Source organism: Arthrobacter sp. NyZ413 (assembly GCF_049390645.1).
Lineage (GTDB): Bacteria > Actinomycetota > Actinomycetes > Actinomycetales > Micrococcaceae > Arthrobacter.
Genome location: NZ_CP155434.1, coordinates 1,499,043 through 1,524,865, shown reverse-complemented (window position 1 = coordinate 1,524,865; position 25,823 = coordinate 1,499,043). Strand labels below are relative to the sequence as shown.

The 25,823-nt window shown below is 64.6% G+C and carries 24 protein-coding genes; 7 read left to right on the top strand and 17 right to left on the bottom strand.

Annotation, left to right across the window (positions count from 1 at the left end; genetic code table 11):
• Window positions 1-30 precede the first annotated feature (30 nt).
• Both nusA and rimP read right to left on the bottom strand, forming a co-directional pair.
• Window positions 31-1,011 (bottom strand): transcription termination factor NusA, encoded by a 981-nt coding sequence (gene nusA, locus ABCW42_RS07170; RefSeq protein ID WP_423184193.1) that lies wholly within the window; start codon window positions 1,009-1,011, stop codon window positions 31-33.
• Window positions 1,001-1,624, bottom strand: coding sequence for a ribosome maturation factor RimP (gene rimP, locus ABCW42_RS07165; RefSeq protein ID WP_423184192.1), 624 nt, complete (start codon window positions 1,622-1,624; stop codon window positions 1,001-1,003). Before rimP ends, nusA begins: the two co-directional genes overlap by 11 nt.
• A gap of 149 nt (window positions 1,625-1,773) precedes the next feature.
• Between rimP and ABCW42_RS07160 the strand changes: the two genes are divergently transcribed.
• Genes ABCW42_RS07160 through ABCW42_RS07150 form a run of 3 tightly spaced genes read left to right on the top strand, consistent with a single transcriptional unit; the run spans window position 1,774 to window position 4,667 of the window.
• Window positions 1,774-2,829, top strand: coding sequence for a DUF4439 domain-containing protein (locus ABCW42_RS07160; RefSeq protein WP_423184191.1), 1,056 nt, complete (start codon window positions 1,774-1,776; stop codon window positions 2,827-2,829).
• 51 nt (window positions 2,830-2,880) lie between these two features.
• A complete protein-coding gene (locus ABCW42_RS07155; RefSeq protein WP_423184190.1) occupies window positions 2,881-3,609 on the top strand; it encodes a VIT1/CCC1 transporter family protein in 729 nt (242 codons plus the stop codon).
• A gap of 35 nt (window positions 3,610-3,644) precedes the next feature.
• Entirely contained in the window at window positions 3,645-4,667 is a 1,023-nt protein-coding gene (locus tag ABCW42_RS07150) for an aminoglycoside phosphotransferase family protein (protein ID WP_423184189.1), read from the top strand.
• A gap of 34 nt (window positions 4,668-4,701) precedes the next feature.
• Here the strand turns inward: ABCW42_RS07150 and ABCW42_RS07145 are convergent, their stop codons facing one another.
• The 3 genes from ABCW42_RS07145 to ABCW42_RS07135 are packed head-to-tail and all read right to left on the bottom strand — an operon-like array spanning window position 4,702 to window position 8,705.
• Window positions 4,702-6,093: a pyridoxal phosphate-dependent decarboxylase family protein gene (locus ABCW42_RS07145; RefSeq protein ID WP_423184188.1), complete on the bottom strand. Its 1,392-nt coding sequence runs from the start codon at window positions 6,091-6,093 to the stop codon at window positions 4,702-4,704.
• A 9-nt stretch (window positions 6,094-6,102) separates the two neighbouring features.
• Window positions 6,103-6,897 carry a sulfite exporter TauE/SafE family protein gene (locus ABCW42_RS07140; protein WP_423184187.1) on the bottom strand — a complete coding sequence of 265 codons (795 nt, stop codon included), beginning with the start codon at window positions 6,895-6,897 and terminating at the stop codon, window positions 6,103-6,105.
• Window positions 6,894-8,705, bottom strand: a complete 1,812-nt coding sequence (locus ABCW42_RS07135; protein WP_423184186.1) for a proline--tRNA ligase — start codon at window positions 8,703-8,705, stop codon at window positions 6,894-6,896. The genes ABCW42_RS07140 and ABCW42_RS07135 overlap by 4 nt, the downstream gene beginning before the upstream one ends.
• 524 nt (window positions 8,706-9,229) lie before the next feature.
• On the opposite strand from ABCW42_RS07135, the gene ABCW42_RS07130 reads away from it, so the two are divergent.
• The 3 genes from ABCW42_RS07130 to ABCW42_RS07120 are packed head-to-tail and all read left to right on the top strand — an operon-like array spanning window position 9,230 to window position 11,387.
• A complete protein-coding gene (locus ABCW42_RS07130; protein ID WP_423184185.1) occupies window positions 9,230-10,030 on the top strand; it encodes an ABC transporter ATP-binding protein in 801 nt (266 codons plus the stop codon).
• Window positions 10,031-10,038: 8 nt separating this feature from the next.
• Entirely contained in the window at window positions 10,039-10,782 is a 744-nt protein-coding gene (locus tag ABCW42_RS07125; protein ID WP_423184184.1) for an ABC transporter permease, read from the top strand.
• On the top strand, window positions 10,779-11,387 hold the full coding sequence (locus ABCW42_RS07120; RefSeq protein WP_423184183.1) for a TetR family transcriptional regulator: 609 nt from the start codon (window positions 10,779-10,781) through the stop codon (window positions 11,385-11,387). Before ABCW42_RS07125 ends, ABCW42_RS07120 begins: the two co-directional genes overlap by 4 nt.
• A gap of 39 nt (window positions 11,388-11,426) precedes the next feature.
• On the opposite strand, the gene ABCW42_RS07115 is transcribed toward ABCW42_RS07120, so the two are convergent.
• The 5 genes from ABCW42_RS07115 to dxr form a co-directional block, all read right to left on the bottom strand.
• Entirely contained in the window at window positions 11,427-12,320 is an 894-nt protein-coding gene (locus tag ABCW42_RS07115; protein WP_423184830.1) for a GNAT family N-acetyltransferase, read from the bottom strand.
• Complete coding sequence (ispG, locus tag ABCW42_RS07110) at window positions 12,283-13,449, bottom strand: flavodoxin-dependent (E)-4-hydroxy-3-methylbut-2-enyl-diphosphate synthase (protein WP_133202877.1); 1,167 nt, start codon at window positions 13,447-13,449, stop codon at window positions 12,283-12,285. Before ispG ends, ABCW42_RS07115 begins: the two co-directional genes overlap by 38 nt.
• Window positions 13,450-13,512: 63 nt before the next feature.
• The gene (locus ABCW42_RS07105) at window positions 13,513-13,809 is read right to left on the bottom strand and encodes a YciI family protein (RefSeq protein WP_423184182.1); all 297 of its coding nucleotides are present in this window, start codon (window positions 13,807-13,809) and stop codon (window positions 13,513-13,515) included.
• 56 nt (window positions 13,810-13,865) lie between these two features.
• Window positions 13,866-15,197 (bottom strand): M50 family metallopeptidase, encoded by a 1,332-nt coding sequence (locus ABCW42_RS07100; RefSeq protein WP_423184181.1) that lies wholly within the window; start codon window positions 15,195-15,197, stop codon window positions 13,866-13,868.
• A 17-nt stretch (window positions 15,198-15,214) separates the two neighbouring features.
• On the bottom strand, window positions 15,215-16,399 hold the full coding sequence (gene dxr, locus ABCW42_RS07095) for a 1-deoxy-D-xylulose-5-phosphate reductoisomerase (protein WP_423184180.1): 1,185 nt from the start codon (window positions 16,397-16,399) through the stop codon (window positions 15,215-15,217).
• A gap of 38 nt (window positions 16,400-16,437) precedes the next feature.
• Here dxr and ABCW42_RS07090 point away from each other — a divergent pair, with 38 nt between their 5' ends.
• Entirely contained in the window at window positions 16,438-17,907 is a 1,470-nt protein-coding gene (locus ABCW42_RS07090; protein ID WP_423184179.1) for a lipase maturation factor family protein, read from the top strand.
• Between the two features lie 8 nt (window positions 17,908-17,915).
• Here the strand turns inward: ABCW42_RS07090 and ABCW42_RS07085 are convergent, their stop codons facing one another.
• The 7 genes from ABCW42_RS07085 to ABCW42_RS07055 are packed head-to-tail and all read right to left on the bottom strand — an operon-like array spanning window position 17,916 to window position 25,734.
• Window positions 17,916-18,752: an HpcH/HpaI aldolase/citrate lyase family protein gene (locus tag ABCW42_RS07085; RefSeq protein ID WP_423184178.1), complete on the bottom strand. Its 837-nt coding sequence runs from the start codon at window positions 18,750-18,752 to the stop codon at window positions 17,916-17,918.
• Window positions 18,749-19,276, bottom strand: coding sequence for a MaoC family dehydratase (locus tag ABCW42_RS07080; RefSeq protein ID WP_423184177.1), 528 nt, complete (start codon window positions 19,274-19,276; stop codon window positions 18,749-18,751). The genes ABCW42_RS07085 and ABCW42_RS07080 overlap by 4 nt, the downstream gene beginning before the upstream one ends.
• Window positions 19,273-20,025, bottom strand: coding sequence for a CoA transferase subunit B (locus tag ABCW42_RS07075; protein ID WP_423184176.1), 753 nt, complete (start codon window positions 20,023-20,025; stop codon window positions 19,273-19,275). The genes ABCW42_RS07080 and ABCW42_RS07075 overlap by 4 nt, the downstream gene beginning before the upstream one ends.
• 2 nt (window positions 20,026-20,027) lie before the next feature.
• Window positions 20,028-20,819 (bottom strand): CoA transferase subunit A, encoded by a 792-nt coding sequence (locus tag ABCW42_RS07070; RefSeq protein ID WP_423184175.1) that lies wholly within the window; start codon window positions 20,817-20,819, stop codon window positions 20,028-20,030.
• 20 nt (window positions 20,820-20,839) lie between these two features.
• Window positions 20,840-21,994, bottom strand: coding sequence for an acyl-CoA dehydrogenase family protein (locus tag ABCW42_RS07065; RefSeq protein WP_423184174.1), 1,155 nt, complete (start codon window positions 21,992-21,994; stop codon window positions 20,840-20,842).
• A 2-nt stretch (window positions 21,995-21,996) separates the two neighbouring features.
• Window positions 21,997-24,123, bottom strand: coding sequence for an acetyl/propionyl/methylcrotonyl-CoA carboxylase subunit alpha (locus ABCW42_RS07060; protein ID WP_423184173.1), 2,127 nt, complete (start codon window positions 24,121-24,123; stop codon window positions 21,997-21,999).
• A 3-nt stretch (window positions 24,124-24,126) separates the two neighbouring features.
• Entirely contained in the window at window positions 24,127-25,734 is a 1,608-nt protein-coding gene (locus tag ABCW42_RS07055) for a carboxyl transferase domain-containing protein (protein WP_423184172.1), read from the bottom strand.
• Window positions 25,735-25,823: the final 89 nt, after the last annotated feature.

Sequence of the window (25,823 nt, the reverse complement as noted above, 5' to 3'; positions counted from 1 at the left end):
GGATCGGCGCCGGGCACCCCGGGAACGTGTTTAGTTGCCCTTCGCCGGAGTGGCGTCGGAAACGATATCGATGCGCCAGCCGGTCAGCTTGGCGGCAAGGCGGGCATTCTGGCCTTCCTTGCCGATGGCGAGCGACAGCTGGTAGTCCGGGACCACAACCCGCGCCGAACGCGTGGATTCATCCGTGATAGTGACGGAATTCACGCGCGACGGCGAAAGCGAGTTCGCGATGAACGTCGCAGGGTCCTCGCTGAAGTCGACGATGTCGATCTTTTCGTCGTTGAGTTCGGTCATGACCGCACGAACGCGCGAACCCATTTCGCCAATGCACGCACCCTTGGCGTTGATGCCTGGAGTGTTGGCTTTGACCGCCATCTTGGTGCGGTGCCCTGCTTCCCTGGCCAGCGCCACGATTTCGACGGTTCGGTCCGCGATCTCCGGCACTTCCAGCTCGAACAGCTTCCGGACAAGGCCCGGATGTGATCGCGACAGCGTGATGGAAGGCCCCTTGGCGCCGCGGTGGACATCCACGACGAATGCGCGCAGGCGGTTTCCGTGGGTGTACCTCTCCCCCGGAACTTGTTCGGGCGGCGGCAGGAGGGCCTCCACGGAGCCCAGGTTCACCTGGACCATGTGGGGGTTGTTGCCCTGCTGGATCAAACCGGCGACAAGCTCGCCCTCGCGACCCTTGAACTCACCGAGGACGTTGTCGTCTTCGACGTCGCGCAAGCGCTGCAGGATGATTTGCCGCGCAGTGCTTGCCGCGATCCGCCCGAACCCGGCCGGAGTGTCTTCGAACTCGCCGACGGCCTCGCCGTCGTCGTCGATTTCCGTGGCCCAGATGGTGACGTGGCCGCTCTTTCGATCCAGCTCAGCGCGGGCTTTCTCAAAAGCGCCCGGCGTCTTGTGGTAAGCCACCAAGAGCGCCTGCTCAATGGTGGGAATGAGGAGGTCCAGCGGGATTTCACGCTCGCGCTCCAAGAGCCTCAGCGCACTCATATCAATATCCATTTGGCCTCCCTGAAGGTCCGTTCTCGTCGTCTTCCAGCCCTGCCTCATGGAGGTGGCTGAACTCTACCTCGACTTTTCCCTGGCGGATCCTGTCGAAAGGAATCTTTACTGGTTCGCCCTGTTTGGGCTTGGTCCCCTTTTTGACCTCTTGCTCAGGAACCAGCGTGACGCCTTCGTCATCCACTGACTGTATCCGGCCAGTGACGTTGTCCCCTTGGATCACGTTGACCTTGACCATGCGTCCGCGGGCGCGGTGCCAATGGCGCGGTTCAGTGAGGGGCCGTCCGACGCCGGGCGAGGACACCTCGAGGTCGTAGGGCCGCGAGTCGGCCTGGGGATCGTTGTCCATGACGTCCGAAAGCGCCCTAGAGACGTCTGCGATGACGTCCAGGCTGACGCCGCCGGTTTCTTCCTGCGGAAGATCGATGACCACGTGGACCACGCGGTGGGAGCCGGCGACCTGGATGGCAACATCCTCGAGGTACAGCCGATTTGCCACGACGGCGGGTTCCAAGAGGTCCCTCAGCCTGCTCTCTTCCGGGTTGCGGACCTCGCGTTCTGTTGGATTCGCCGGATCCGGGTCTGATGAAGTCCTGGCTTCCGAATGACTCACTGGCCAGCCGCCTCCCGATAGATGATGTTGTGACTACTAGCTTAACGACATTTGCGGTCGCGTGGTGCACGGGCGTGACACCATAGTCTGTTGTGAGGAACGAGACTGCCGAAAAACCCCCAAGCCATCGATGGACGAGAACGGTCCTTGTGGCTTTGCTCGCAGTGCTCGTGCTGGGCGTCGGATCAGTGCTCGTACCGCGCAATACGGGCAAGCCACAGGCAGTGCCGTTCTCGCAGGCCGCCCGTACCGAAGCCCTGGATTCAACCGAGGACCTCGCCCGCGGCGCGACCCTCCTGGAACCGGCGGCGGATCGCGGCGCAGGGAGTGAAACCGATTCCACCAGCCTGGCGGCAACCGTTACGTTGCTCACAACCCAAAGCCGGGCCTTGTTGCCGGGTTCTGCAACCTCGCCGTCCTTGAGCGTCCAGGGCAGCGGTACCGCAAGCACCGCACCTTCGTCGCCTGCGGCGAGCCAAGAACCCCCGACGCGCGAGTCCTTCGTAGCCGCCCTCGCATCAAGCGCTTCGCGCCGATTGGCTGACGCCGGGAAAGCCGACGGCGGCGTCGCACGGCTGCTTGCCGCCGTCGGGACCTCGCAACTACTGGAATCATCGCGGCTCGCAACCGCTTGGGGCTTGCCGCAACCGACGGCGACGGTGGAGGCGGTTCCCGCCCCCGCGGCCTTTCCGAGCTGCCCTCCCCGGCCGGAGGCCTCGGCAGCTGCCACGTCGGCCGCCGAAACCGGTTCGCGGGCGGACCTCCCCGATGCCCTGGCCGCCGTGGTCAGTTCCGAGCAAGAGGCGGTTTACGCGTACCAGGTGGCTGTGACCAAACTGGATGCGAAATCCTCCGCTACCGCGGCGACGTGGCTCGCCCGGCACCAGGAATTGCTCCGGAGTGCGGAGGACCAAGGCCGCTTGCATTGCGTGGCCACCCCGCCGCGTGAAGCCGGCTACAGGCTGCCCGTCACGTTTCCGTCGAAGCCCGCAGCGACGCTGGGGAGCATGGAAGCCAGTTCGCTGGAAGCCTACGCCGACCTCGTGGCCCTCTCGGACGGCACCACCCGCCAATGGGCCCTGGGAGTCCTGGTCGAGACCGCGAAACGCAGCGAAGCCTGGGGCACGCAGCTGGGTCCGTTCCCTGGACTCCCAGTGGACGACGCCGGACTGCCGCCCCTGCCTGCCGGCACGCCGGCTCCATAGGAAAGCCTTTCTTTCCTAGCGGCTCCCGGGCCCGAGTGCTTGGCTTGTAGCATGGCTTCCATCGAAACTGCAGCACTGCACGAAAACGAACCCCACGCCAACGACCTCGCGCATCGGCTCAATTGGCTCCGCGCAGGCGTCCTTGGCGCCAACGACGGCATCGTCTCCGTTGCCGCGATCGTGGTCGGTGTCGCCGGAGCCACCACCAGCACGGGTGCGATCCTCGCCGCCGGCGCGGCGGGCCTTGTGGGCGGTGCGGTGTCCATGGCGCTCGGTGAGTATGTCTCCGTCAGCAGCCAAAGCGACAGCCAGAAGGCGCTCATCGAGAAGGAGCGCCGGGAGCTCGAAGAGCAGCCCGAGGAGGAACTGGCAGAACTCACGGCCATCTACCGGTCCAAGGGCCTGAGTCCCGATACCGCGCGGAAGGTGGCGCAGGAACTCACCGAGCACGATGCCTTGGCCGCGCACCTTTCCGCCGAGTTGAACATCGACGAAGACGACATCGTGAGCCCTTGGCACGCAGCCTTCGCCTCAGCCATCGCCTTCACTCTGGGCGCGATCCTGCCCCTGCTCGCGATCCTGCTCCCGCCGCCCGGCCTGCGGGTCCCGTTGACCTTCATTTCAGTCCTGGTGGCGCTGGCTGTCACCGGCGCCATCGGAGCATGGATCGGCGGCAGTTCGAAGACCCGCGCCGCCGTGCGGGTCGTGATCGGCGGCGCGCTCGCCCTCGCCGCGACGTTCATCATCGGAAGCCTGCTGGGTTCCACCGGAGTGGTCTAAACCTGCGGGCGACCCGTTTGGGTAGTCTGGCGGTAATGACTACCTTCGTTTCCATTCCGAGCGATCTCCGGGCACGCTACTCCCGCACGGCGGAAGGGCGCGCATGGCTTTCCCGCCTGCCCGGCTTGATCGATTCCGGCTTGGAACGGTGGCGGTTGTCCGTGGACCTGGAACCGGGCGTCGAACCTTGGAACGGCCATGGCGGCATTGTTGTCCCCGTTCTCCACCGCGGAAACCGTTCAGTGCTCAAGATCGCGTTCCCGCACCCGGAGGCCCTTCTTGAGAGCCATGCGCTCGCGCTCTGGGACGGTGCAGGCGCGGTGCGGATGCACGACGCCGACCCTGCCTCGTGTTCGATGCTCCTGGAACGCCTCGACGCCGGGAACTGGCTCCACAGCGCTCCCATCGACGACGCCCGCGACGCCTGGGGCGCGATTGTCAAGGAACTCAGCATCGAACCGGACGCGAGTCCGGAATGGCGGGAATTCGACCACATCGCTGCGCACGCCGAACGCTTGAGCGACGACCTGCCAGCGGACTGGGAGCAAAACGGCCAGCCCTTCCCCCGCTGGCTCCTCGAAGCCGCGCTGGAAGTATGCCAGACGCGGGGCGCGGTGGGACGGCGGTCAGGCAAGGATGTCCTGGTGCATTGCGATCTGCACTTCATGAACATCCTCCCTCACCTCGCGGGAGGCGCCTCCAACGGAAAGACCCGATACGTGGCAATTGATCCGCAGCCAATGATCGGTGAAGCGGAATTCGCGGTTGCGCCCATCCTGTGGAACCGCATCGGCGATCTTTCCGCGACGGCGCCGGAACTCGCGCTCCTGGAGCGGTGCGCCGATTTCAGTGCCGCGGCCGGCTTGGACAGCGAAGTGGCCAGGCAGTGGAGCCTGGTCCGCGAAGTGGAAAATGCGCTCTGGTACGCAGGAAAACCCGGGCACGACGGCGACCTCGCCCGCTCGTTGTGGGTTGCGAGCACCCTCGCCGGACGGACACTGGAGGGGCTCCCCTCGGCGCACCAACTGCCCGAGCCCGGGCAGGCAGGGTCCTCGTAGCCGTCGTGCCCGATTCGTCCCGCGTCGCCGCAAGCTAGGCCGTTGCCTCGAGCGCATCCCTGATCGTTTGCACGGCGACCTCCAGGTCCGCCGAATCCGTGGACCAATTGGTCACGGAGACACGCAGGATGTCCCTCCCGTGCCACCGGGAACCCGACATCCACACCCGACCGTCCGCCATGACGTAGTCCGTCACGGCACGCGTCCTCTCATCCGAACCAAAAGCCAGGGAAAGCTGTGTAAACACCACATCGTTGAGGACCTCAACGCCCGGCACCCCGGCAAGCCGGCGGCCCAGTTCCGCGGCACAATCCGCGCGACCGGCCACGAGCTGCCGCACGCCGTCGGACCCCAGGGAGCGCAAGGCCGCCCAGACAGGCACTCCCCTGGCCCGTCGGGACAATTCGGGGACCTTCTCCATCGGATCCGCAGGTCCGTGGTCGTCCTGCATGAGGTAGGCGGCATGCATGCCGATCCCGGATCGCAGCGCGGCAGCGTCGCGCACCGCCACGATTCCGGCGTCGTAGGGCACGTTGAGTGTCTTGTGCGCATCGGTACCCCAGGAATCGGCCAACTCGACTCCTTCCGTCAAGTGCCGAAGTCCGGGAACCGCCCCTGCCCACAAGCCGAAGGCACCGTCCACGTGGACCCAGGCGCCGTGGTCCCGGGCAGCCGAGATTGCCGCCGGGAAAGGATCAAAGGCTCCGGAATGCAGGTTTCCCGCTTGGAGGCAGACTATCGCCGGAGCGTCCCGGGGGCCGGATTCAAGGGTGCGTCGGAGCGCGACGGGGTCGATTCTTCCTTGGCCGTCTGCCGGCACGAGTTCGGGCGCTCCCAGGCCCAGGAACCTCAGGGCCATGTCCAGGCTGTCATGCCGCTCGGCCCCTGCGAGGACGCGTACTTTCGGAGCGCCCTGGAGCCCGTCCGCATTGACGTCCCATCCGGCATTGGCGAGCTGGCGCCATCGGGCCGCGGCAAGTGCGGTGAAGTTGGCCATGCTCGCGCCGGTGGCGAACCCGACGTCGGACCCTGAGGGAAGGTTGAGCAGCTCAAGGAGCCACTCCCCGGCCGCCTCTTCGATTCCTGCGGTAGACGGAGAGGCAAAGCGCAGGCCGGAGTTTTGGTCCCAGGCGGACACCATCCAATCCGCGGCCATGGCGGCCGGAACAGTGCCGCCGATGACCCAACCGAAGAAGCGCCCGGACTGCATCGCCATCAATCCGGGTTCCGCGTTCCCGGCAAGGAAATCGACCACCGCGGCCGCATCGAGTCCGGTTTCCGGCAACGGCCCGCCGAAGCGTTCCTTGACCTCGTCTGCTGTGGCACTCGGCCGGACTATCCGTCCCGGCAAGGCCTCCAGCCACTTCCTCGTATGCTCGTGGGCCCGCTCGAGCGCTTGCTGATAGTCGTCGGAATCCGCCCACATGAGTGCATGCTACGCGGAATAGTCGTTCCACACATCGATGCCCAGCTTGACGATCAACGCGGCAACCACGATCAGGAACACCAGGCGCACAAAGCGGCTGCCCTTCTTCACCGCTGTCCTGGCCCCAAGGTATCCGCCCGCCATGTTGGCCAAGCCAAGCATGATGCCGATCCCCCACAACAACGATCCATGCGGGAGGAAGAACAAAAGCGCCCCGGCGTTGGTGGCCATGTTGACGATCTTCGCTTTGGCACTCGCCTCGAGGAAGGCATAGCCCATGGCGGAAACGAGTGCGATGACCAGGAACGATCCCGTTCCGGGGCCAATGAGTCCGTCGTAGAAACCAATGACAGCCCCGATCGCGCAGGCCACCACATAGTGCCGGTGGCCCTGGTGGCGCAGCGCGGTCAGCTCGCCGGCATTGGGCCGCAGCGCTGTGAAGACCGCAACGGCGATCAGGGCGACCACGATGATCGGTTTGAACACGCTGGCGGGAAGATTCGCGGCGAGGAGTGCCCCGCCGAAGCTTCCTGCAAGGGCGATCACGGCCATGGGTATGGCAGTCCTGAGGTCCGGGCCAACCCTGCGGTAGTACGTCGTGGCACTGGTTGCCGTGCCGAAAATGGAACCCATCTTGTTGGTGGCAAGCGCCTGGACCGGAGCGATTCCCGGGACCAGGAGCAAGGCGGGGAGCTGGATCAGTCCCCCGCCCCCTACCACCGCGTCAACCCAGCCGGCTGCGAATCCAGCCACCACGATCATGATGACCGTGCCGAGCTGGATGGATTCGAAGCCGGAGATCACTTCTGGCGGACGGCGTTAACCACGTAGTCGACTGCCTTCTCGACTGCGACATTTTCGGCGTCACCGGTGCGGCGGTCCTTGATTTCGACGACGCCTTCCGCGAGTCCGCGGCCAACCGCAAGAATCGTGGGGACGCCGATGAGTTCGGCGTCGCCGAACTTGACGCCGGGCGAGACCTTGGGCCGGTCGTCATAGATGACGTCCAGTCCGGCAGCGTTGAGTTCGGCGGAGAGCTTCTCGGCAGCCGCGAAGATGTCCTCGCCACGTCCGACGGCGACGACGTGGACGTCCGCAGGGGCAACCGAGCGGGGCCAGACCAAGCCGCGCTCGTCGTTGTTCGATTCGGCAAGTGCGGCCACGGCGCGGGTGACGCCTACTCCGTAGGAGCCCATGGTGACGACAACCTGCTTGCCGTTCTGGTCCAGGACCTTCAGGTCCAAGGCTTCGGCGTACTTGCGGCCCAGCTGGAAAATGTGTCCCATTTCGATGCCGCGGGCGGTCTCGAGCGGACCGGAACCGTCAGGCGCTTCGTCACCCGCGCGGACCTCCGTGCACTCGATGACGCCGTCCCAGGCGAAGTCGCGTCCGGCGACGAGGCCGAAGACGTGCTTGCCGTCCTGATTGGCACCGGTGACCCAGCTGGTGCCGGACACGATGCGCGGATCCACGAGGAAGAGCAACTTGCTGGAACCCTCGAGGCCAAGGACCGGTTCGTCGAGGGACAGGCCGGGGCCGATGTATCCCTTGACGAGTTGGGGGATTTTCTTCAGGTCTTCTTCGTTGGCGGCTTCAAGGCCGATCTCGCCGGCAATCGGAAGGTAGGCGCCGATGTTCGCTTCGACGCGCTTCAAGTCCACGGCGCGGTCGCCGGGGACGCCGATGACGACGATCTGACGCTCCTTCGTGGGTAGCGTGACGGCGAGTACGACGTTCTTCAGCGTGTCGGCGGCAGTCCAAGTGCCGCCGTCGGAATCGCTGCGGGGCGCGAGCTCGTTGGACGCGGCCACCAACGTATCGATGGTGGGCGTGTCCGGCGTGTCCAGGACGCGGGCCGCCGGGGCGTTGCTGAAGTCGATGTCGGCCGGAACCACCGTGGACACAGCCTCGACGTTTGCCGCATAACCGCCCGCGGACCGTACGAAGGTGTCTTCGCCGACGTCGGTCGGGTGCAGGAATTCTTCGCTCTTGGAGCCGCCCATGGCGCCCGCGGTGGCGGTTACGGGGATGACTTCCAGGCCCAGACGGTCGAAGATCCTCAAGTACGCGGCACGGTGGGCGGCGTAGCTGGCGTCCAGTCCCGCGTCGTCGACGTCGAACGAGTAGGAGTCCTTCATGATGAATTCGCGTCCGCGGAGGAGGCCTGCCCGGGGGCGCGCTTCATCGCGGTACTTGTTCTGGATCTGGTACAGGCTCAGCGGGAGGTCCTTGTACGAGGAGTACAGGTCCTTGACCAGGAGGGTGAACATTTCCTCGTGGGTGGGCGCGAGCAAGTAGTCCGCACCCTTGCGGTCCTGGAGGCGGAACAGTCCTTCGCCGTATTCGGTCCAGCGGTTCGTTGCCTCATAGGGTTCCCTGGGCAGCAGAGCGGGGAAGTGGACTTCCTGGGCTCCGATGGCAGCCATTTCTTCCCGGATGATCTCTTCGACCTTGCGCAGGACGCTCAAACCCAGAGGCAACCACGTGTAGATGCCTGGCGCGGCGCGGCGGATGTAGCCGGCCCGGACCAGGAGTTTGTGGCTGGCGACTTCGGCGTCGACGGGATCTTCACGCAAGGTGCGCAGGAAAAGCTGGGAGAGGCGAACGATCACGGGGCAGAATCCGTTTCTATGGCAAGAGCTGGCAAAAACTACTGTGTACCAATCTACCGGCTCGCAGCCCGGCCCCTTGCCGCCGCGGCCGCCCTTTCGGCGTGGTCGCCCGCCGCGAACACCGTGGCGCCCGGCGTAGACGCGGTCGAGCCACGCCATGAACAAAGGAAGCCCCTGGCCGCGAGCGGCTGGTCATCCTGCCATGGCGTGGCTCAACAGCCGGTCGACCACAAGCGCTACCCGCCCGCCACCCCATGCCGGGCGGTCAGAGCACCTGTGGCTGCGAAGATCTTGCTACCGAGTTCATGGATGGTCTTGCTTCCCAGAGCAGCCAATTGTGCGTTTCCCCCCTGGACCCATCCGCACCCCAACGACACGGCTGATTTCGAACCTAAGTGATTGGGACCACAACATTCAAGGATTTGGGCTTATCAATATTCGGCAGGCCCTTCTGGTTGACGAACCTGGAGACTGGGAATACCGTTTATTCATCATCTGATGAATAAACGTATCGGGAGGCTGCGATGTCCAACAGCAGTTCGGGAAACAGCGCGTCGGGACGAGCCAAGCCACCCGGTCCCACGGCTGTCAAAGCAACAGGCGTGCATGTGACCCGTGGCCGCAAGAAGATCCTTCGCGGCATCGACTTCGCCATTGAACCGGGCCGTATCACGGGCTTGCTCGGCCCTTCCGGAAGCGGCAAGACGACGTTGATGCGCGCCATTGTTGGGGTCCAACGGCTGAGGGCCGGAGCCATTGAGGTCTTGGGCCGGCCGGCCGGGACACCCTCACTGCGGCACGTCGTCGGATACGTCACCCAGGCTCCAAGCGTCTATCCGGACCTCACCGTCGAAGCGAACATCAGGTACTTCGGTGCCATGCACGACGCCAAGGCAAGTGACGCTGCTGAGGCGATTGCCGCCGTCGGGCTCGAAAAGCTGGCCAGGCAAAAGACGGCCAGCCTGTCCGGCGGCGAATTCAGTCGCGTCTCGCTCGCGTGCGCGCTGGTCTCCCATCCGCAATTGTTGGTGCTGGATGAACCAACCGTCGGCCTGGACCCGGTGCTGCGCGCTGAACTGTGGGAGCGGTTCGCCGCGATGGCCGCAGCAGGAACCACCTTGATCGTCTCCAGCCATGTCATGGAGGAGGCCTCCCACTGTTCCTCGCTGCTCCTGCTCCGCGACGGTTTACTGCTTGCGCAACTCAGCCCGACGGAATTAAGCGAACGCGGCCGAAGCCATGATCTCGAGAAGGCCTTTTTGCACATCATCCGGGAATCGGAATCGGCAAACCGGAATACCAACGAAAGCCAGGTGGCGCCGTGAATCCGCGAATGATGTTCGCCACTGCAAGGCGGGTCCTCGAGCAACTGCGGCACGACCACCGGAGCGTCGCGCTGATCCTGGTGGTCCCGGCGCTCCTTCTCGCCGCCGTGTACTACCTTTACGAGAACGAGACGTTGCCGCCCGGATTCCCGCGGACGTTCGACCGTGTGGGCCTCATGATGCTGGCCATCTTCCCCTTTGTGGTCATGTTCCTTGTCACGTCGATCACCATGTTGCGCGAACGGACCACCGGTACGCTGGAACGGCTCCTGACCACGCCCATCCATAAGGCCGACCTCCTGTTCGGCTACGCCATAGCCTTCTCCCTCATGGCGGCCCTCCAATCCCTGGTCGCGACGGCGGTGGCCTACTGGATCTTCAACCTGGACATCAAGGGAGGCCCCGGATATGTGGTGATGATCGCCGTCATCAATGCTGTGCTGGGAGTCGCGCTGGGCTTGCTGTGTTCGGCATTCGCGCGGACCGAATTCCAGGCGGTGCAGTTCATGCCCGTCGTCGTGGTCCCGCAGATCCTGTTGTGCGGCCTCTTCGTTGCCAGGGAACACATGAACGGCTTCCTGGAGAGCATCTCCAATGTCCTGCCGCTGACATATTCGGTGGACGCGCTCCAGCAAATCGCCGGAAACACCGACGCCACCCAAGCGATGTGGCAGGACGCGGTGACCATGGCGGGGATCGTGGTGGCGGTTCTGGTCCTGGCCTCGTTTACCCTCCGACGGCGGACCTCGTGAGCGGCGCCTATCCTCCAGGGCGGCGGGGACGCCGCAGCGGGGGAAGCGATTCGCGCGAACGGATCCTGGCGACGGCGCGACGGCTTTTCGCGGAACACGGATTCGAGGGCACAAGCCTGCGGCAAGTGGCCCGTGAAGCCGAAGTGGACCCGGCCATGGTCCACCACTTTTTCGATGGCAAGGACGAGCTCTTCGCCTTGAGCGTGGAGCTCCCGGCCAACCCGGCCGACGTGCTTTCCGGTGTCGAATCGGTGGACCCCGGCCAGCGCGCCGAAGCGATCGTCAGGGCGGTCCTGCGCCTGTGGGAAGGTCCGGCGCAACACGGACTCGTGGCGTTCGTCAGGGGAACCCTCGGCTCGAAGGCCAAGACAGCATTGATGCGCGAGATGCTTACGCACACCGTCCTCTCCACGATCATGGCCGAGCTCCCGGGAACTCCTGAGGAAAAAAGGATGCGCGCAAGCCTCGTAGCCACTCAGATTGTGGGGCTCATGCTGATGCGGTACGTGGTCCGCTTGGATCCGCTCGCGTCAGTATCCCAGGATGACGTGGTACGCCTTGTGGCCCCCAACGTCCAGCACTACCTCACAGGCGAGCTCACGTAGCCTTGTCCGCGCGGCAGCCGCGTCAATACAGCACAGGGATCAGTACAAGACAGTCGCGAAAGTTCCCAGCCGCTTGAAACCGACGCGTTCGTAGGTGGCGCGGGCCCTGGTGTTGTACTCGTTGACGTAGAGGCTGGTGACGGGCGCGAACTGCTGGGCGAGGACCACCACGGCCGCCATGTACCCGGCGCTGAGCCCCCGGCCGCGGAAGGCCGGGTTCATCCAGACCCCCTGCACTTGGGTGACTTCGTCCGTCACGGCACCCAATTCGGCTTTGAACATCACTGTGCCGCCGGTATCGATGTGTACCAGGGAGTGGCCTTGACGGATGAGTCCGGCCACCCGGCGGCTGTAGAAGTCTTCGCTCCCAAGGAACGGCGAGTATCCGACTTCTTCTTCGAACATTGCCGCGCAAGCTGGCAGGATGCTGTCGAAATCCTTGATGTCGCCAAAGCCCAGCCGCGGGTCGGCCTGGACAGCGGGCTGACCGGAAATGGCCAGCAGTGGCTGTTCGGCCCGGACTTCATGGGCGAGGTGGCCGAGCCTTTCCAAATGGGAATGCAAAGCCAGGACAGGCTCAGCGGGGCCGAAGATCGAGGCGTAGCGCCTGCCTGCCCGGTGCGCCGCGGCAGCCACGAGCGAGGTCAGTTCCGGGTCCAGTTGAATGGGAACCAGGTTGGCGCCGGCCCAGCACGCGCCAAGGAGGACGCCGCCGTCGAACACTCCGAAAACGCTCGCGCCGCCGGACGTCGGCGCGGCGCTACCGGATGAATCAAGGTGCGACAGGATGAAGACGTTCGCAACCGGGTCTTCCATGGCAAGCGCCCGCAAGGCGGGTGTGTCCGCAGCACCGAGGACCCGGACGGCGACGCCGTCCGGGCCGGTTTCGTCTTTGCTACGAGACGCTAACCACGGGGCTACCCTTGACAGCATCTTCGCCATCGGCCTCCCCCATCTCTTCAGCGATACGCATGGCCTCTTCGATCAGTGTCTCAACAATTTGGCTTTCAGGCACGGTCTTGATGACTTCGCCTTTAACGAAGATCTGGCCTTTGCCGTTTCCGGAGGCAACTCCGAGGTCCGCTTCGCGGGCCTCACCCGGACCGTTGACGACGCAGCCCATGACCGCGACACGCAACGGAATTTCCATGCCTTCGAGTCCGGCGGTGACTTGCTCCGCGAGGGTGTAGACGTCCACCTGGGCGCGACCACACGAAGGGCACGAGACGATTTCCAGCTTCCGCGGCCGCAGGTTGAGCGACTGCAGGATCTGGTTACCGACCTTGATTTCCTCTACCGGAGGCGCGGAGAGGGAAACGCGGATGGTGTCTCCGATGCCCCTGGACAAGAGGGCACCGAAGGCCGTGGCCGACTTGATGGTGCCTTGGAAGGCCGGTCCTGCCTCGGTCACGCCAAGGTGCAGCGGCCAGTCGCCCTTCTCGGCGAGCATTTCGTAGGCGGCGACCATCACCACGGGGTCGTTGTGCTTGACCGAGATCTTGAAGTCGTGGAAGCCGTGCTCCTCGAAAAGGGACGCCTCCCACACCGCGGATTCGACCAGCGCCTCCGGAGTGGCCTTGCCGTATTTCTTCAGGATGCCCGGTTCCAAGGAGCCGGCGTTGATGCCGATCCGGATGGACGTGCCGTGGTCCTTGGCGGCGGCCGCGATTTCCTTGACTTGGTCGTCGAACTTGCGGATGTTGCCGGGGTTGACCCGTACTGCGGCGCAACCGGCCTCGATCGCGGCGAACACGTACTTCGGCTGGAAATGGATGTCCGCAATCACCGGGATCTGGGATTTGCGGGCGATGATCGGGAGCGCCTCGGCGTCATCTGCGGACGGGCACGCGACACGCACAATATCGCAGCCCGAGGCCGTGAGTTCGGCGATCTGCTGCAACGTGGCGTTGATGTCCGTGGTGGGAGTGGTGGTCATCGATTGCACGCTGATGGGGAAATCCGAGCCGACGCCGACCGATCCCACCTTGATCTGGCGGGTTTTGCGGCGCGGCGCAAGAACAGGTGGAGGGGCTGACGGCATTCCCAGGCTGACCGAGGTCACGTGGACTCCTTGGATTGAAATGGGTAAATCGTGTGGCCGGGGCCCGGGCCCCGGCCAGTCAGGCTACGCGGATGCGTAGTTGGAGAGCACGCCGATGATCGGGTTCCAGGCGGAGGTGCGGATTCCGGAGATTCCCTGCACGGCGGCGAAGGGGTCCTCCTTGAGCGTCGCGTTCAGCTCGGACTCGTCGGCGGCGCGGACCAGCAACAGCGCACCAGCGCCATCGGCGTAGGGTCCGCTGGCGAGCAAGGTTCCCTGCTCGGCCAAGCCTGCGAGCCAAGCGCGGTGGGCAGGGCGGTGTTCGTCGCGTACTTCGGCGGATTCGGCGTCGTACACGTACTCAACAGCGAAAACAGTCATATGGATAGCCTATCCCCCCGGTGCGGACGGGAGTGCCGCGACGAAAGGCGGCCGGGTCATCCGAAGAGGTTCACGGGCTTGACGATGTCGGCATAAATCAGGAGTGCGCTCATCGCCATGAGGAGGCCGGCAACCACGTAGGTGAGCGGCAAGAGCTTGGCGATATCGAAAGCTCCGGGGTCCGGTTTGCGGAACAGCTTGGCGATCCGGCGCCGGGCTCCCTCGTAGAGGGCACCCGCGATGTGACCGCCGTCGAGCGGGAGCAGGGGAATCAGGTTGAAGACGGCGAGGGCGAAGTTCAAGCCTGCGATGAGCCCGATGAGGGCCGCCAGCCGCGATTGCACCGGCACGTCCTGCATGGCGGCGACTTCACCCGCCGCGCGGCCGACACCCACAACGCTCATGGGACCGTTGGGATCGCGGGGCTCCGAACTGAAAGCGGCCTGGGCTACGCCCACCACCCTGGCGGGCAGGTTCAGGACTACGCCGGCGATTTGCTTGATGTTCTCGCCGGCCATGGGAAGGACGCTCGACGCCGGTTGCGGCACCATGGCGGTCTGGGCACCAATGCCAAGGAACCCGACCTCCTCGTAGAGCGGTTTGCCGTCCGAACCCTTGGCCTGCTGGCCATTGTCTCCGATGACCGGACGCGCCGAGAGGACCGGCGTCACCTGGGTAGTGACGCTCTGACCGCCGCGTTGCACCGTGATTTGCACCGCCTTGCCCGCAGAAGCCCTGATCCAGCCGGTCAGTTCCGCCCAACTGGTCACAGTCTTTCCGTCGAAGCCGGTAATGACGTCGTTGGGCTGCAATTTGGCCTGGGCCGCGGGAGTCAGTTGGCAGGCCGCAGAGTTGGGATCAACCGTTTCGCCTTGTTTGACCTGGCATTTGGAAACGTCCGCGATGGTGGTAGTGGGGCTGGACACGCCGAATCCCATGAGCAGCACGGCGGTCAGCACAAGGCCAATGAGGAAGTTCATTGCCGGGCCGCCCAGCATGATGATGACCTTTTTCCAGACCGGGAGCTTGTAGAACACCCGTTTCTCGTCGCCGGGGCCGACTTCCTCGTGCGCCGCCGAACGGGCCTCTGAGGCCAAAGTCTGGAACATGCCGGTGCTGGAAGGGCGAACGCTGCCGTCTTCCTTGTTCGGCGGGTACATCCCGATCATGGCGACGTAGCCGCCCAAGGGAATGGCCTTGAAGCCGTATTCGGTTTCGCCCCTCCGCTTTGACCAGATGGTGGGGCCGAAACCAATCATGTACTTCGTAACCCGCACTTTGAACAGCTTGGCCGGCACGAGGTGCCCGACTTCGTGGAGCGCGATGGAAACCGCCACGCCAATAGCGACGAAGACGACTCCGAGTATGAACAGGATGGCGGGATTCATGCCTTAAGTACTGCTTCCTAAAGGGTGCTGTTGGCTAAACGATCATGGGTGCGTGTTCGTGCCCAACTCTCAGCATCCAACACCGAGTCCACCGTCAGCTCGAAGGATCCTGAATGTTCGCTGAGGACGGACTCCACGGTGTCCACGATGTCCGTGAAGCGGATCTTGCCGGCGTGGAAGGCTTCCACCGCTTCCTCGTTGGCCGCGTTGAAGACCGCCGGGTATGTGCTCCCCTGCTTCGCGGCGTCCTTGGCGAGCTCGACGGCGGGGAACGCCACCGAGTCGAGCGGTTCGAATGTCCAGCTGGTGGCCTGGCTCCAATCGCAGGACTTGGCGGCGCGGGGCACGCGGTCCGGCCAGCCCAGTCCGAGGGCGATCGGCAGGCGCATGTCCGGTGGGGAAGCCTGGGCGATGATCGAGCCGTCGACGAACTCGACCATGGAATGCACCACCGATTGGGGGTGGACCACGACGTCGATCCGGTCGAGCGGGACGTCGAAAAGCAGGTGGGCTTCAATCACCTCGAGTCCCTTGTTGACGAGGCTGGCCGAATTGGTGGTGACCATGAGGCCCATGTCCCATGTGGGGTGCGCAAGTGCCTCGGCCGGGGTGACGTCCCGGAGCAGTTCCTTGGTGAGCCCCCGGAACGGGCCACCGGACGCCGTCAGGATGAGCTTTTCGACTTCGTTGGCCGAGCCGGCACGGAGGCATTGGGCAATGGCCGAGTGCTCCGAATCCACCGGCACGATTTGCCCGGGTGCGGCCGCGGCCTTCACCAGCGCGCCGCCGACAATCAGGGATTCCTTGTTGGCCAAGGCCAGGACGGCTCCGGAATTCAAGGCCGCCAGGGTCGGTGCCAAACCAATGGATCCGGTGATGCCGTTGAGGACCACATCGGCTTCGATGGCGGCAATCCGGGTGGAGGCGTCCGGTCCGGTCATGATGGTTGGCTTGTAGTTGCGAATCCCGACGGCGGACGCGGCAGCATCGATCCGCTCCTGCAGTTCACGGGCATCGCCCCGGGCGATTCCGACCGCCTGCGCCTTGGTGTGGACGGCCTGCTGAGCGATGAGGTCAAGGTTCCCGCCGCCCGCGCTGAGTGCCACAACCTCGAACAAATGGGGGGCGGCGTCGACGACGTCGATTGCCTGCGTGCCGATGGAACCAGTGGACCCGAGGAGAACGATTTTTCGCGGCTGCATTGCTTAAGTATCCCGTACCCCAGGCGTAGCGTTGATTTGTGGAGTGGGTCTCGTGGTTCGAGGCGCCGGACTATGAATTCGCCCGGCAAGTGCTCCAGCGCGGAACAGCGGTACTCTACTTCATCGCGTTTTTGTCCACGCTGAACCAGTTTCCCGCACTCCTGGGCGAACATGGGCTCCTCCCCGTCCCGCGGTACGTTGATGGCCACCGGAAACTGCGCAGGCCAAGCCTCTTCCGCTGGGGATATTCGGACACTTTGCTGCGCTCCGTGTGCGCCATCGGCCTGCTCGTCTCCGGTGTCCTTGTGCTCGGGCTGCCGCAGTTGGGACCGCCGTGGCTGCCCGCGCTCGCGTTCCTGGCCTTGTGGCTGCTCTATATGTCGGTGGTGAACGTCGGCCAGACCTTCTACGCGTTCGGATGGGAGATGCTCCTGCTCGAAATGGGATTCACTGTGGCATTCCTCGGTTCGAACCAGGTTCCCCCGCCCAGGACCATCCTGATCTTGCTGGTGTGGCTCGTGTTCAGGCTGGAGTTCGGCGCCGGCATGATCAAGATCCATGGCGGGAGCGAATGGCGTGATTTGACCGCTTTGTACTACCACCACGAGACGCAGCCCATGCCTGGGCCGCTGAGCCGCCAGGCGCACCTCCTGCCGAAACCGCTGCACCGCGTCGAAGTGCTCGGCAACCACTTCGCCCAGCTGGTGGTGCCGTTCTTCCTGTTCTTCCCGCAGCCGCTCGCCAGCGTTGCCGCCGGGATTGTTGTCTTCACGCAACTTTGGCTGGTGGGTAGCGGGAACTTCGCCTGGCTCAACTGGTCCGCCATCGTGCTCGCTTTCGCTGCGGTGAGCGACCCCGTGATCCACGCGGTGCTGCCGTTTACCCCGGCACCGCATGCCGGTGCAGCGACGACGGCGCCCGGGACGCCGCCCTGGTGGCTCGCCGTCGTTCTTTGCGTCACTGTCCTCCTGCTGGTGCTCAGCTATTGGCCGGCCAGGAACCTGGTTTCGCGCGGGCAGCTCATGAACGCGAGCTTCAACCGCTGGCAACTGGTCAACACGTACGGTGCTTTCGGCACCGTGACGCGGCACAGGGTGGAAATCGTGGTCGAAGGCACCCGGTCCGACGCGCCGGTCGACGAAGCCGAGTGGCTCGAGTACGGCTTCAAAGGCAAGCCCGGGGACGTCCGGCGCTTGCCGCGCCAGTGGGCGCCTTACCATCTGCGGCTTGATTGGTTGATGTGGTTCCTGCCGCTGCGGACGGTGCATGAGGAATGGTTTTATGCGTTCCTCGGCAAGCTGCTCGACGCCGACAAGCCCACCTTGCGCTTGTTGCGCCTTGACCCGTTCGACGGCGGGCGGCCGAGGTGGGTACGGGCCCGCAGCTTCCTGTACCGGTTCGCAACCCGGGCCGAGTTCCGGGAAACCGGCCAACGCTGGATCCGGATGGAGCTGTACGAAGTGATCCCGCCGTTGTCCCTGCCGCGGTCGCGGCAGCATGGGAGCTGAGCTGCGTTTTACGAGAGCCGGGCCCTGCGCAGCGTCGCTTCGGCGTGCTTAAGGATGGGACCGTCCACCATTTTTCCTTTGTGCTGGAAAACTCCCGTGCCGGCTGAGGCGGCGGCGTCGAGCAACTCCTGCGCTTCGGCGACGACGTCCGCAGACGGAGCATAGGCGTCGCGGACCGCGGCAACCTGGTTGGGGTGGATGCAGGCCTTGGCCCCGAATCCGCTGGCTACGGCATCGGCGGATTCAACAGCCAGTCCTGCGAGGTCCGGAATATCCACATAGACCGCGTCGATTGCTTCCTTGCCCGCGGCCTTCGCTGCCAGCAGCACAGTGGAACGGGAGTGCAGAGCTACCGCCCGGTAGCCGCCGTCGTCCTTCCGGCTGGAGGTCCCGCCCATGGACGCGATCAGGTCCTCGGCGCCCCACATGAGCCCGACGACGTTGGGCGCCTGGGCGATCTCGACCGCGTTGACGATCCCCTTGGCCGTCTCGCACAACGCAATGACGTGGTAGCCCTCAAGCACCTTCAATTGTTCGCGGGACTCCGCCTTGGCGAGCATCACCGTGCGATACGGGGTGTGCGCGAGGCAGTGCAGGTCCTTCTCGAATTCCGCCGTACCCACGGGGTTGACCCGGACGATCGTCCGGCTCGGATCGAGCTCCGCGGTCTCGCCGCCCGATCCGAGCTGTGCAAGGATGGCTCCCCTGGCCCGTTTCTTGCTCTCGGGAGCCACCGCGTCTTCGAGATCCAGGATCACGGCGTCGGAACGCTCGGCGGCCTTTTGGTACCGTTCGGGGCGGTCGGCGGGACAGAAAAGCAGTGCGGGACCCATCGTGAACGTCATGTATTGATTGTCCCCTGTTGCGCCTCCAGATGCGCGGTCCGGATCCACATGAGGCAGGTCCTCGTGGCGAGGGCCACCACGGTTCCGGCTTGGTTGCGGCCTGTGTGTTGCATGGTCACGATTCCCTGCCCGGGACGCGACGACGACAGCCGCTTCGAGGTGATGACGGTTTCCGTGTAGAGGGTGTCGCCGTGGTACAGCGGATGCGGAAACGTGACGTCCGTGAGGCCGAGCTGGGCGATGATGGTGCCTTGCGTCAACTGATTCACTGACTGCCCCACCATGGTGGACAAGGTGAACATGGAGTTCATGAGCCGTTGCCCGAAGGGCTGCTTGGAACTCCAGGCGGCGTCCAGGTGCAGGGCTTGCGTGTTCATGGTGAGCGTGGTGAACAGGACGTTGTCCGCCTCGGTGACGGTGCGGCCCGGCCGGTGGGCGTAGACCACGCTTTCTTCAAGCTCATCGAAATACAGCCCGCGCTGTTCAATAACGCGTTTTTCGGGGACGGCGGGGTCCGCTGTCATACCGTGAGTTCCTGGTCTTCCTCGAAAAGCTCGACGCCCGTGGCCGCGGCGACGTCCTCGGCCGAGACGTTCGGCGCCAGTTCGCGCAGGACCAACCGCGATTCCCCGCCGTCGGAAACGACGTCGATCACCGCGAGATCCGTGATGATCCGGTCGACGCAGCCTTTCCCGGTGACCGGTAGCGAGCATTCCTTGACGATCTTGGGCTTGCCGTTGCGGTCCACGTGCTCCATCATCACGATGACCCGCTTGGCGCCGAACACCAGGTCCATGGCGCCGCCCATGCCCTTGACCATTTTTCCGGGAATCATCCAGTTGGCCAGGTCTCCGTTGGCGGCGACTTCCATGGCACCCAGCACGGCGACGTCCACATGACCGCCCCGGATCATGCCGAACGAGGTTGCCGAATCGAAGAACGCGGCGCCCGCATTGACGGTCACGGTTTCCTTGCCCGCATTGATGAGGTCCGGATCCACGGCGTCGTCGGCCGGGTAGGGACCGACGCCGAGGATCCCGTTTTCGGAATGCAGGATCACCTCCACGCCATCCGGAATGTAGTTGGGAATCAGGGTGGGCATGCCGATCCCGAGGTTGACGTATTGGCCGTTGCTGAGCTCGCGGGCCACGCGGGCGGCCAGTTCGTTCCGCGTCCAACCCTTGCCTTCGTGGTGTTCGACGTCGGAGCGGCGGTACTCGTGCCGGACCGCTTCCGGACGGGGCGGCACGTCCTGGGCGGTGTTGGTTTCCATGTTTACGCTCCTGCCTTCCGGCCTGGTTCCGATTCCGGCGCCGGGGCCAATGCCACGGTCCGCTTTTCGATGCGTTTCTCGGTGTCCGGAGCGAGCACCACCCGGTGGACGAAGATTCCCGGGGTGTGGATGTTTTGCGGGTCCAGCTCGCCGGGTTCCACGAGCTCTTCCACCTCGGCGATGGTGACCCGGGCGGCCATGGCGCACAACGGGTTGAAATTCATGGCCGTCGCATGGAACACGAGGTTGCCGTGGCGGTCACCCTTCCACGCATGGACGAGCCCGAAGTCGGGCGTCAGGGACTCTTCCAGCACGTAGTCTCCGCCATTGAAGGTGCGGACCTCCTTGGGTGAGGACGCGGTCGCGACCGTACCGTCGGCGTCGTACTTTTGCGGAAGTCCGCCGTCGGAAACCTGGGTGCCCACTCCGGCTTTCGTGTAGAACGCCGGAATGCCGGCGCCCCCGGCGCGGAGTTTCTCGGCGAGGGTCCCCTGCGGAGTGAGGACAACTTCCAGCTCGCCGGCGAGGAACTGGCGGGCGAACTCCTTGTTCTCGCCGACATAGGAGCTGATGGTCCGGCTGATCCGTCCGTCCTTGAGCAGGATGCCCAATCCCCAGTCGTCAACGCCGCAGTTGTTGCTGATGGTTTCCAAACCGGAGGTCCCCTGGGCGTACAGGGCGCCGATGAGGGCCACCGGGATTCCGCAAAGGCCGAAGCCGCCGACGGCGAGTGAGGCGCCGTCGTGGATGTCTTTCACCGCTTCCGCGGCGCTGGCAACAACTTTGTCGATCATCGTTCACCTTTCCCTAGCGGTTAAAGGCCCAGCTCGCGGGCGATGAGCATCAACTGGACCTCGGTGGTTCCCTCCCCGACTTCCAGGATCTTGGAATCGCGGTAATGCCGTGCCACCGTGAATTCGTTGATGAAGCCGTAGCCGCCGAACACCTGGGTGGCGTCCCGCGCATTGTCCATGGCTGCCTCGCCTGCGACCATCTTAGCGATGGCCGCTTCGGTCTTGAATGGCTTCCCCGCGAGCATCCTTGACGCGGCGTCGTAGTACGCGAGGCGGGCGGTATGGGCCCGCGCCTGCATGCGGGCGATCTTGAACTGTACCGCTTGGTACTTGCCGATGTTTTGGCCGAATGCCATGCGTTCCTTGGCGTATTTCACGGACAAATCGACGCATCCTTGCGCGGCGCCCGTTGCGAGCGCCGCGATCGCGATGCGGCCTTCATCGAGGATGGAAAGGAAGTTGGCATAGCCGCGCCCCCGGACGCCAAGGAGGTTCTCCTGCGGAACGCGGACGTTCTTCAACGTGAGCGGATGCGTGTCTGACGCGTTCCACCCGACCTTGTTGTACGCCTTTTCCGCCGTGAACCCGGGCGTGTCGGTAGGTACCAGGATGGTGGAGATTTCCTTCCTGAGGCTCCCGTCCTCGCGTGTCCCTTGCCCCGTGACCGCGGTCACCGTGACCAGTCGGGTGATGTTCGTTCCGGAGTTGGTGATGAACTCCTTGTTGCCGTTAATGACCCAATGGCCGTCCTCAAGGCGGGCATTCGTCTTGGTGCCGCCCGCGTCCGAGCCGGCTTCCGGTTCCGTCAGCCCGAACCCTGCGAGCGCGGCGCCCGAGGTCAATTGCGGCAGCCAGCGCTCTTTCTGTTCCTGGGTACCGAAGCGGTACACCGGCATGGCTCCCAGGGAGACGCCGGCTTCGAGTGTGATCGCGACGGACTGGTCCACCCGGCCTAGCTGCTCCAGGGCCAGCGCGAGCGCAAAGTAGTCGCCGCCCATGCCGCCATACTCTTCGGGGAAGGGCAAGCCGAAGAGGCCCATCTCCCCCATCTGCTTGATGATCTCGTACGGGAAACTGTGTTCTTCGTCGTGCTTGGTGGACACCGGGGCCACCACCTCGTCGGCGAATTCCCGGACGGAGTCGCTCAGGTCCTGGTATTCCTCGTTGAGTTCCATGGCTAGGCTTCCTTGTCTTCCTGGTTTCCTGCTGCCGGAGTCGGGGATTCGGCTGCTACGTGGATGGTGGCGAGGACCTGGTCCGCTTTGACGAGGTCCCCCGGTTTGCTGCTGAGGTGGACTGTGCCGGACACAGAGGCCACGAGTTGGTGCTCCATCTTCATCGCCTCGACTACGACGAGGACCTGTCCGCTCTCCACTTGGTCTCCGTTGTTCACAGGGACGGAGACAACCGTTCCGGGCATGGGAGAGCGGACTTCCGGGTCCGCGGCTCCCTCTTCGCGCTGAATCCCCGCGAGGACCCGTTGGAGGCGGGCCTCGCGGTCAAGGATCTCGAGCCGGCAGGACCAGCCGCCGCTGCCAAGCCAGATTTCCCGCGGAAGGTTGGCACCCGGGGTACCGCCGGCAGAAGGCAAGCCGAGCTCGAAAAGGTGCTCGACGCCGTCGAGCACCAACACGGCGTCTCCAGTGCCCGGCGTACCGGCACGCAGCGCCGCGCGGTGTTCGATGCCGGGGTGTTCGACGCCGGCATCCACGCGTGCGGTGGTGTCCGGACCGTGCCCGGTCAGCGAGACGGTGGCAAGGCCGCCGTCGGGAAGGCCGATAGTCACCCGCCACGGGGCAGGTGCGCCCACTCGCCAGCCATCGGCAGCGTTCCATGGCGACTCGGCTTCAAGCGGCGCCACAGCGTTGCGGGCGAGCAGGGCTGCGGCAACGATTTCCGTGTCCGCCGCGTGGCGGAATTGCATCCCTTCGAGCTTGCGCCCGATGAGCCCGGTATCGAGGCGGCCCGCGCGGACGTCGTCGTCGTTGATCAGGAGCCGCAGGTACTCGACGTTCGTCTGGACACCAAGCAACGAGTAGTCCGCCAGGGCGTGGTCCAGCGTGTCCAAGGCCGACTTGCGGTCCGGTCCCCACGCGATGACCTTGGCGAGCATGGGGTCGTAGTCCCCCGTGACGGCCGCTCCCCGGAGCATGCCGGAATCGATCCGGACATGGGGATCGTCGCCGGACCGCTCACGAAGCGCCACGACCTCGCCGATGGACGGCAGGAAGCCGCGTTCAGGAACCTCCGCGTAGACGCGCGCCTCGACGGCGTGACCGTCAAGTACGACGTCGGACTGCGCCACGGTGAGGACCTCACCGGCGGCGATCCGCACTTGCCATTCGACAAGGTCGATCCCGGTGACCATTTCGGTGACCGGGTGCTCGACCTGGAGGCGGGTGTTCATTTCCATGAAGAAGAAGTGCCCGGGATCCTGGTCCGACACAAGGAATTCGACCGTGCCTGCTCCGCTGTACGCGACCGACCGGGCTGCGTCGCACGCTGCTTCGCCGATGCGCGCGCGGAGTTCCTTCCCGTTTGGCTGGGACTCCAGCAACGGGGACGGCGCTTCCTCGATCACCTTTTGGTGCCGTCGCTGCAACGAGCACTCGCGCTCGCCGAGGTGTATGACGTTGCCGTGGTTGTCCGCGAGTACCTGGACTTCGATATGCCGGGGTGCAGGGACGAGCCGCTCCAGGAAGAGCGTGTCGTCGCCGAAGGCGCCGGCGGCGACGCGGCGCGCGGTTGCCAGCGTGGCTGCCATGTCTTCCGGCCGCTCTACGACGTGCATGCCTTTGCCACCGCCGCCGGCCGAGGGCTTGATGATCAGGGGGAATCCGACGCCGGGCGCCGCCTCGATGAGTTCCTGGTCGCTGAGGCCGGGCTCGGCAACGCCGGGAACGCAGGGGACGCCATAGGACATCACGTGGTTTTTCGAGCGGATTTTGTCGCCCATGATGTCGATCGCCTCGATGCCCGGGCCGACGAACGCAATGCCGGCTGCGTCCAGGGCTTTCGCGAACTCGACGTTCTCCGCCAGGAACCCATAGCCCGGGTGGACGGCCTGGGCGCCGCTCTGCAGGCAGGCTTCGATGATGGAATCGATGCGCAGGTAGCTGTCCGTAGCGGCGGCGGTGCCGATCCGGACGGCGGTATCGGCCTCGCGCACGTGGCGGGCTCCGGCGTCGGCGTCTGAATAGACCGCGACGGACCGGATCCCCATGGCTTTAAGGGTGCGGATCACACGGCAGGCGATTTCCCCGCGATTGGCGACGAGGACGGTATCGAATGGCTTAGTGGTCATGGCTCACATCCGAAAGAGGCCGAATGACGTATCCGGCAGGGGTTGGCGGGAGACCGTATCAAGGGCCATCCCCAGGACGCGCCTCGTGTCCAAGGGATCGATAATGCCGTCGTCCCAGAGCCGGGCCGTGGAGTAATAGGGACTGCCTTGGTCCTCATATTGCTGCTTGATGGGGGCCTTGAAGGCTTCTTCATCCTCGGCCGACCATTGCTCGCCGCGCGCTTCGAACTGGTCCCGCTTGACTGTGGCCAGCACGCTCGAGGCCTGGTTTCCGCCCATGACCGAAATCCGCGAGGCCGGCCACATCCACAGGAACCGCGGCGAATAGGCACGGCCGCACATCGAATAGTTTCCGGCCCCGAAGGAACCTCCGATCACCACGGTCAGCTTCGGCACGCGGGCCGTAGCCACGGCGGTGACCATCTTGGCGCCGTTCTTCGCGATCCCGCCTTGCTCGTAGTCCTTGCCCACCATGAAACCCGAGAGGTTCTGCAGGAAAATCAAGGGGATCCCCCGCTGGTCGCACAATTCGATGAAGTGGGCACCCTTGAGCGAGGACTCGCTGAAAAGCACGCCGTTGTTGGCCACGATTCCCACCGGGTGGCCGTGCAGCTTCGCGAATCCAGTGACCAGGGTGGTGCCGTAGTTCTTCTTGAACTCGTGGAACCTTGAACCATCGACGAGGCGGGCAATGACTTCCCGGACGTCGTACTGGGCATTCACGTCCGTAGGAACGGCGCCGTAGATTTCCTCCGGATCCGCAACGGGATCGACGACGGCGTCCACCTCCCAGGCGGGCGCGGCCGGCAGGGGCAGCGTGGAGACAATGTCACGGACAATCTGCAAGGCGTGCTCGTCATTTTCCGCGAGGTGGTCCGTGACGCCCGAGATTCGCGAGTGCACGTCCCCGCCACCAAGTTCTTCCGCCGTGACGATTTCGCCGATCGCGGCTTTCACGAGGGGCGGGCCGCCAAGGAAGATCGTGCCCTGGTTGCGGACGATCACCGTTTCGTCGCTCATCGCCGGAACATAGGCGCCGCCGGCGGTGCAGGAGCCCATGACCGAGGCGATCTGCGGGATCTTCGCGGCGGACATCTTCGCCTGGTTGAAGAAGATCCGGCCGAAGTGCTCCTTGTCAGGGAAAACCTCGTCCTGCCTGGGCAGGAACGCTCCCCCGGAATCCACGAGGTAGATGCACGGCAGCCGGTTCTCAAGTGCTATTTCCTGGGCCCGGAGGTGCTTTTTGACCGTCATCGGGTAGTAGGTCCCGCCCTTGACCGTGGCGTCGTTTGAGACCACCATCACTTGGCGGCCGTGGACGAGTCCAATCCCCGTGATGATTCCGGCGCCGGGCGAATCGTCGTTGTACATGCCGTTGGCCGCCAAGGGCGCGATCTCCAGGAACGGACTCCCATCGTCCAGCAGGTAGTCGATGCGCTCCCGCGGCAACAACTTGCCCCTCGACATATGGCGCTCGCGGGACTTCTCCGGACCGCCAAGGGCAGCCACGGCGAGGCGCTTCTTCAGTTCGCCCACGAGGGACAGCTGCGCCTCGGCGTTGGCGGCGAATTGCTCGCTGCCGGTATCCAGCTGGCTGGCAAGTGTCTCCATCGACTGCGTTCCATCCCGGCCAACGGCCATCTCAGTTAGTACCGCGTAACTGGAATTTAGGTTAGTCTCTGTTAACTGTGTTGTCCATC

What these genes read in the sequence shown, in the direction of transcription:
- nusA (WP_423184193.1), bottom strand. Translation starts at nt 1,011, where the DNA reads ATGGATATTGATATGAGTGCGCTGAGGCTCTTGGAGCGCGAGCGTGAA.
- ABCW42_RS07155 (WP_423184190.1), top strand. Translation starts at nt 2,881, where the DNA reads ATGGCTTCCATCGAAACTGCAGCACTGCACGAAAACGAACCCCACGCC.
- ABCW42_RS07150 (WP_423184189.1), top strand. Translation starts at nt 3,645, where the DNA reads ATGACTACCTTCGTTTCCATTCCGAGCGATCTCCGGGCACGCTACTCC.
- ABCW42_RS07145 (WP_423184188.1), bottom strand. Translation starts at nt 6,093, where the DNA reads ATGTGGGCGGATTCCGACGACTATCAGCAAGCGCTCGAGCGGGCCCAC.
- ABCW42_RS07130 (WP_423184185.1), top strand. Translation starts at nt 9,230, where the DNA reads ATGTCCAACAGCAGTTCGGGAAACAGCGCGTCGGGACGAGCCAAGCCA.
- ABCW42_RS07125 (WP_423184184.1), top strand. Translation starts at nt 10,039, where the DNA reads ATGATGTTCGCCACTGCAAGGCGGGTCCTCGAGCAACTGCGGCACGAC.
- ABCW42_RS07115 (WP_423184830.1), bottom strand. Translation starts at nt 12,320, where the DNA reads ATGCTGTCAAGGGTAGCCCCGTGGTTAGCGTCTCGTAGCAAAGACGAA.
- ABCW42_RS07105 (WP_423184182.1), bottom strand. Translation starts at nt 13,809, where the DNA reads ATGACTGTTTTCGCTGTTGAGTACGTGTACGACGCCGAATCCGCCGAA.
- ABCW42_RS07100 (WP_423184181.1), bottom strand. Translation starts at nt 15,197, where the DNA reads ATGAATCCCGCCATCCTGTTCATACTCGGAGTCGTCTTCGTCGCTATT.
- dxr (WP_423184180.1), bottom strand. Translation starts at nt 16,399, where the DNA reads ATGCAGCCGCGAAAAATCGTTCTCCTCGGGTCCACTGGTTCCATCGGC.
- ABCW42_RS07085 (WP_423184178.1), bottom strand. Translation starts at nt 18,752, where the DNA reads ATGACGTTCACGATGGGTCCCGCACTGCTTTTCTGTCCCGCCGACCGC.
- ABCW42_RS07080 (WP_423184177.1), bottom strand. Translation starts at nt 19,276, where the DNA reads ATGACAGCGGACCCCGCCGTCCCCGAAAAACGCGTTATTGAACAGCGC.
- ABCW42_RS07075 (WP_423184176.1), bottom strand. Translation starts at nt 20,025, where the DNA reads ATGGAAACCAACACCGCCCAGGACGTGCCGCCCCGTCCGGAAGCGGTC.
- ABCW42_RS07070 (WP_423184175.1), bottom strand. Translation starts at nt 20,819, where the DNA reads ATGATCGACAAAGTTGTTGCCAGCGCCGCGGAAGCGGTGAAAGACATC.
- ABCW42_RS07065 (WP_423184174.1), bottom strand. Translation starts at nt 21,994, where the DNA reads ATGGAACTCAACGAGGAATACCAGGACCTGAGCGACTCCGTCCGGGAA.
- ABCW42_RS07060 (WP_423184173.1), bottom strand. Translation starts at nt 24,123, where the DNA reads ATGACCACTAAGCCATTCGATACCGTCCTCGTCGCCAATCGCGGGGAA.
- ABCW42_RS07055 (WP_423184172.1), bottom strand. Translation starts at nt 25,734, where the DNA reads ATGGAGACACTTGCCAGCCAGCTGGATACCGGCAGCGAGCAATTCGCC.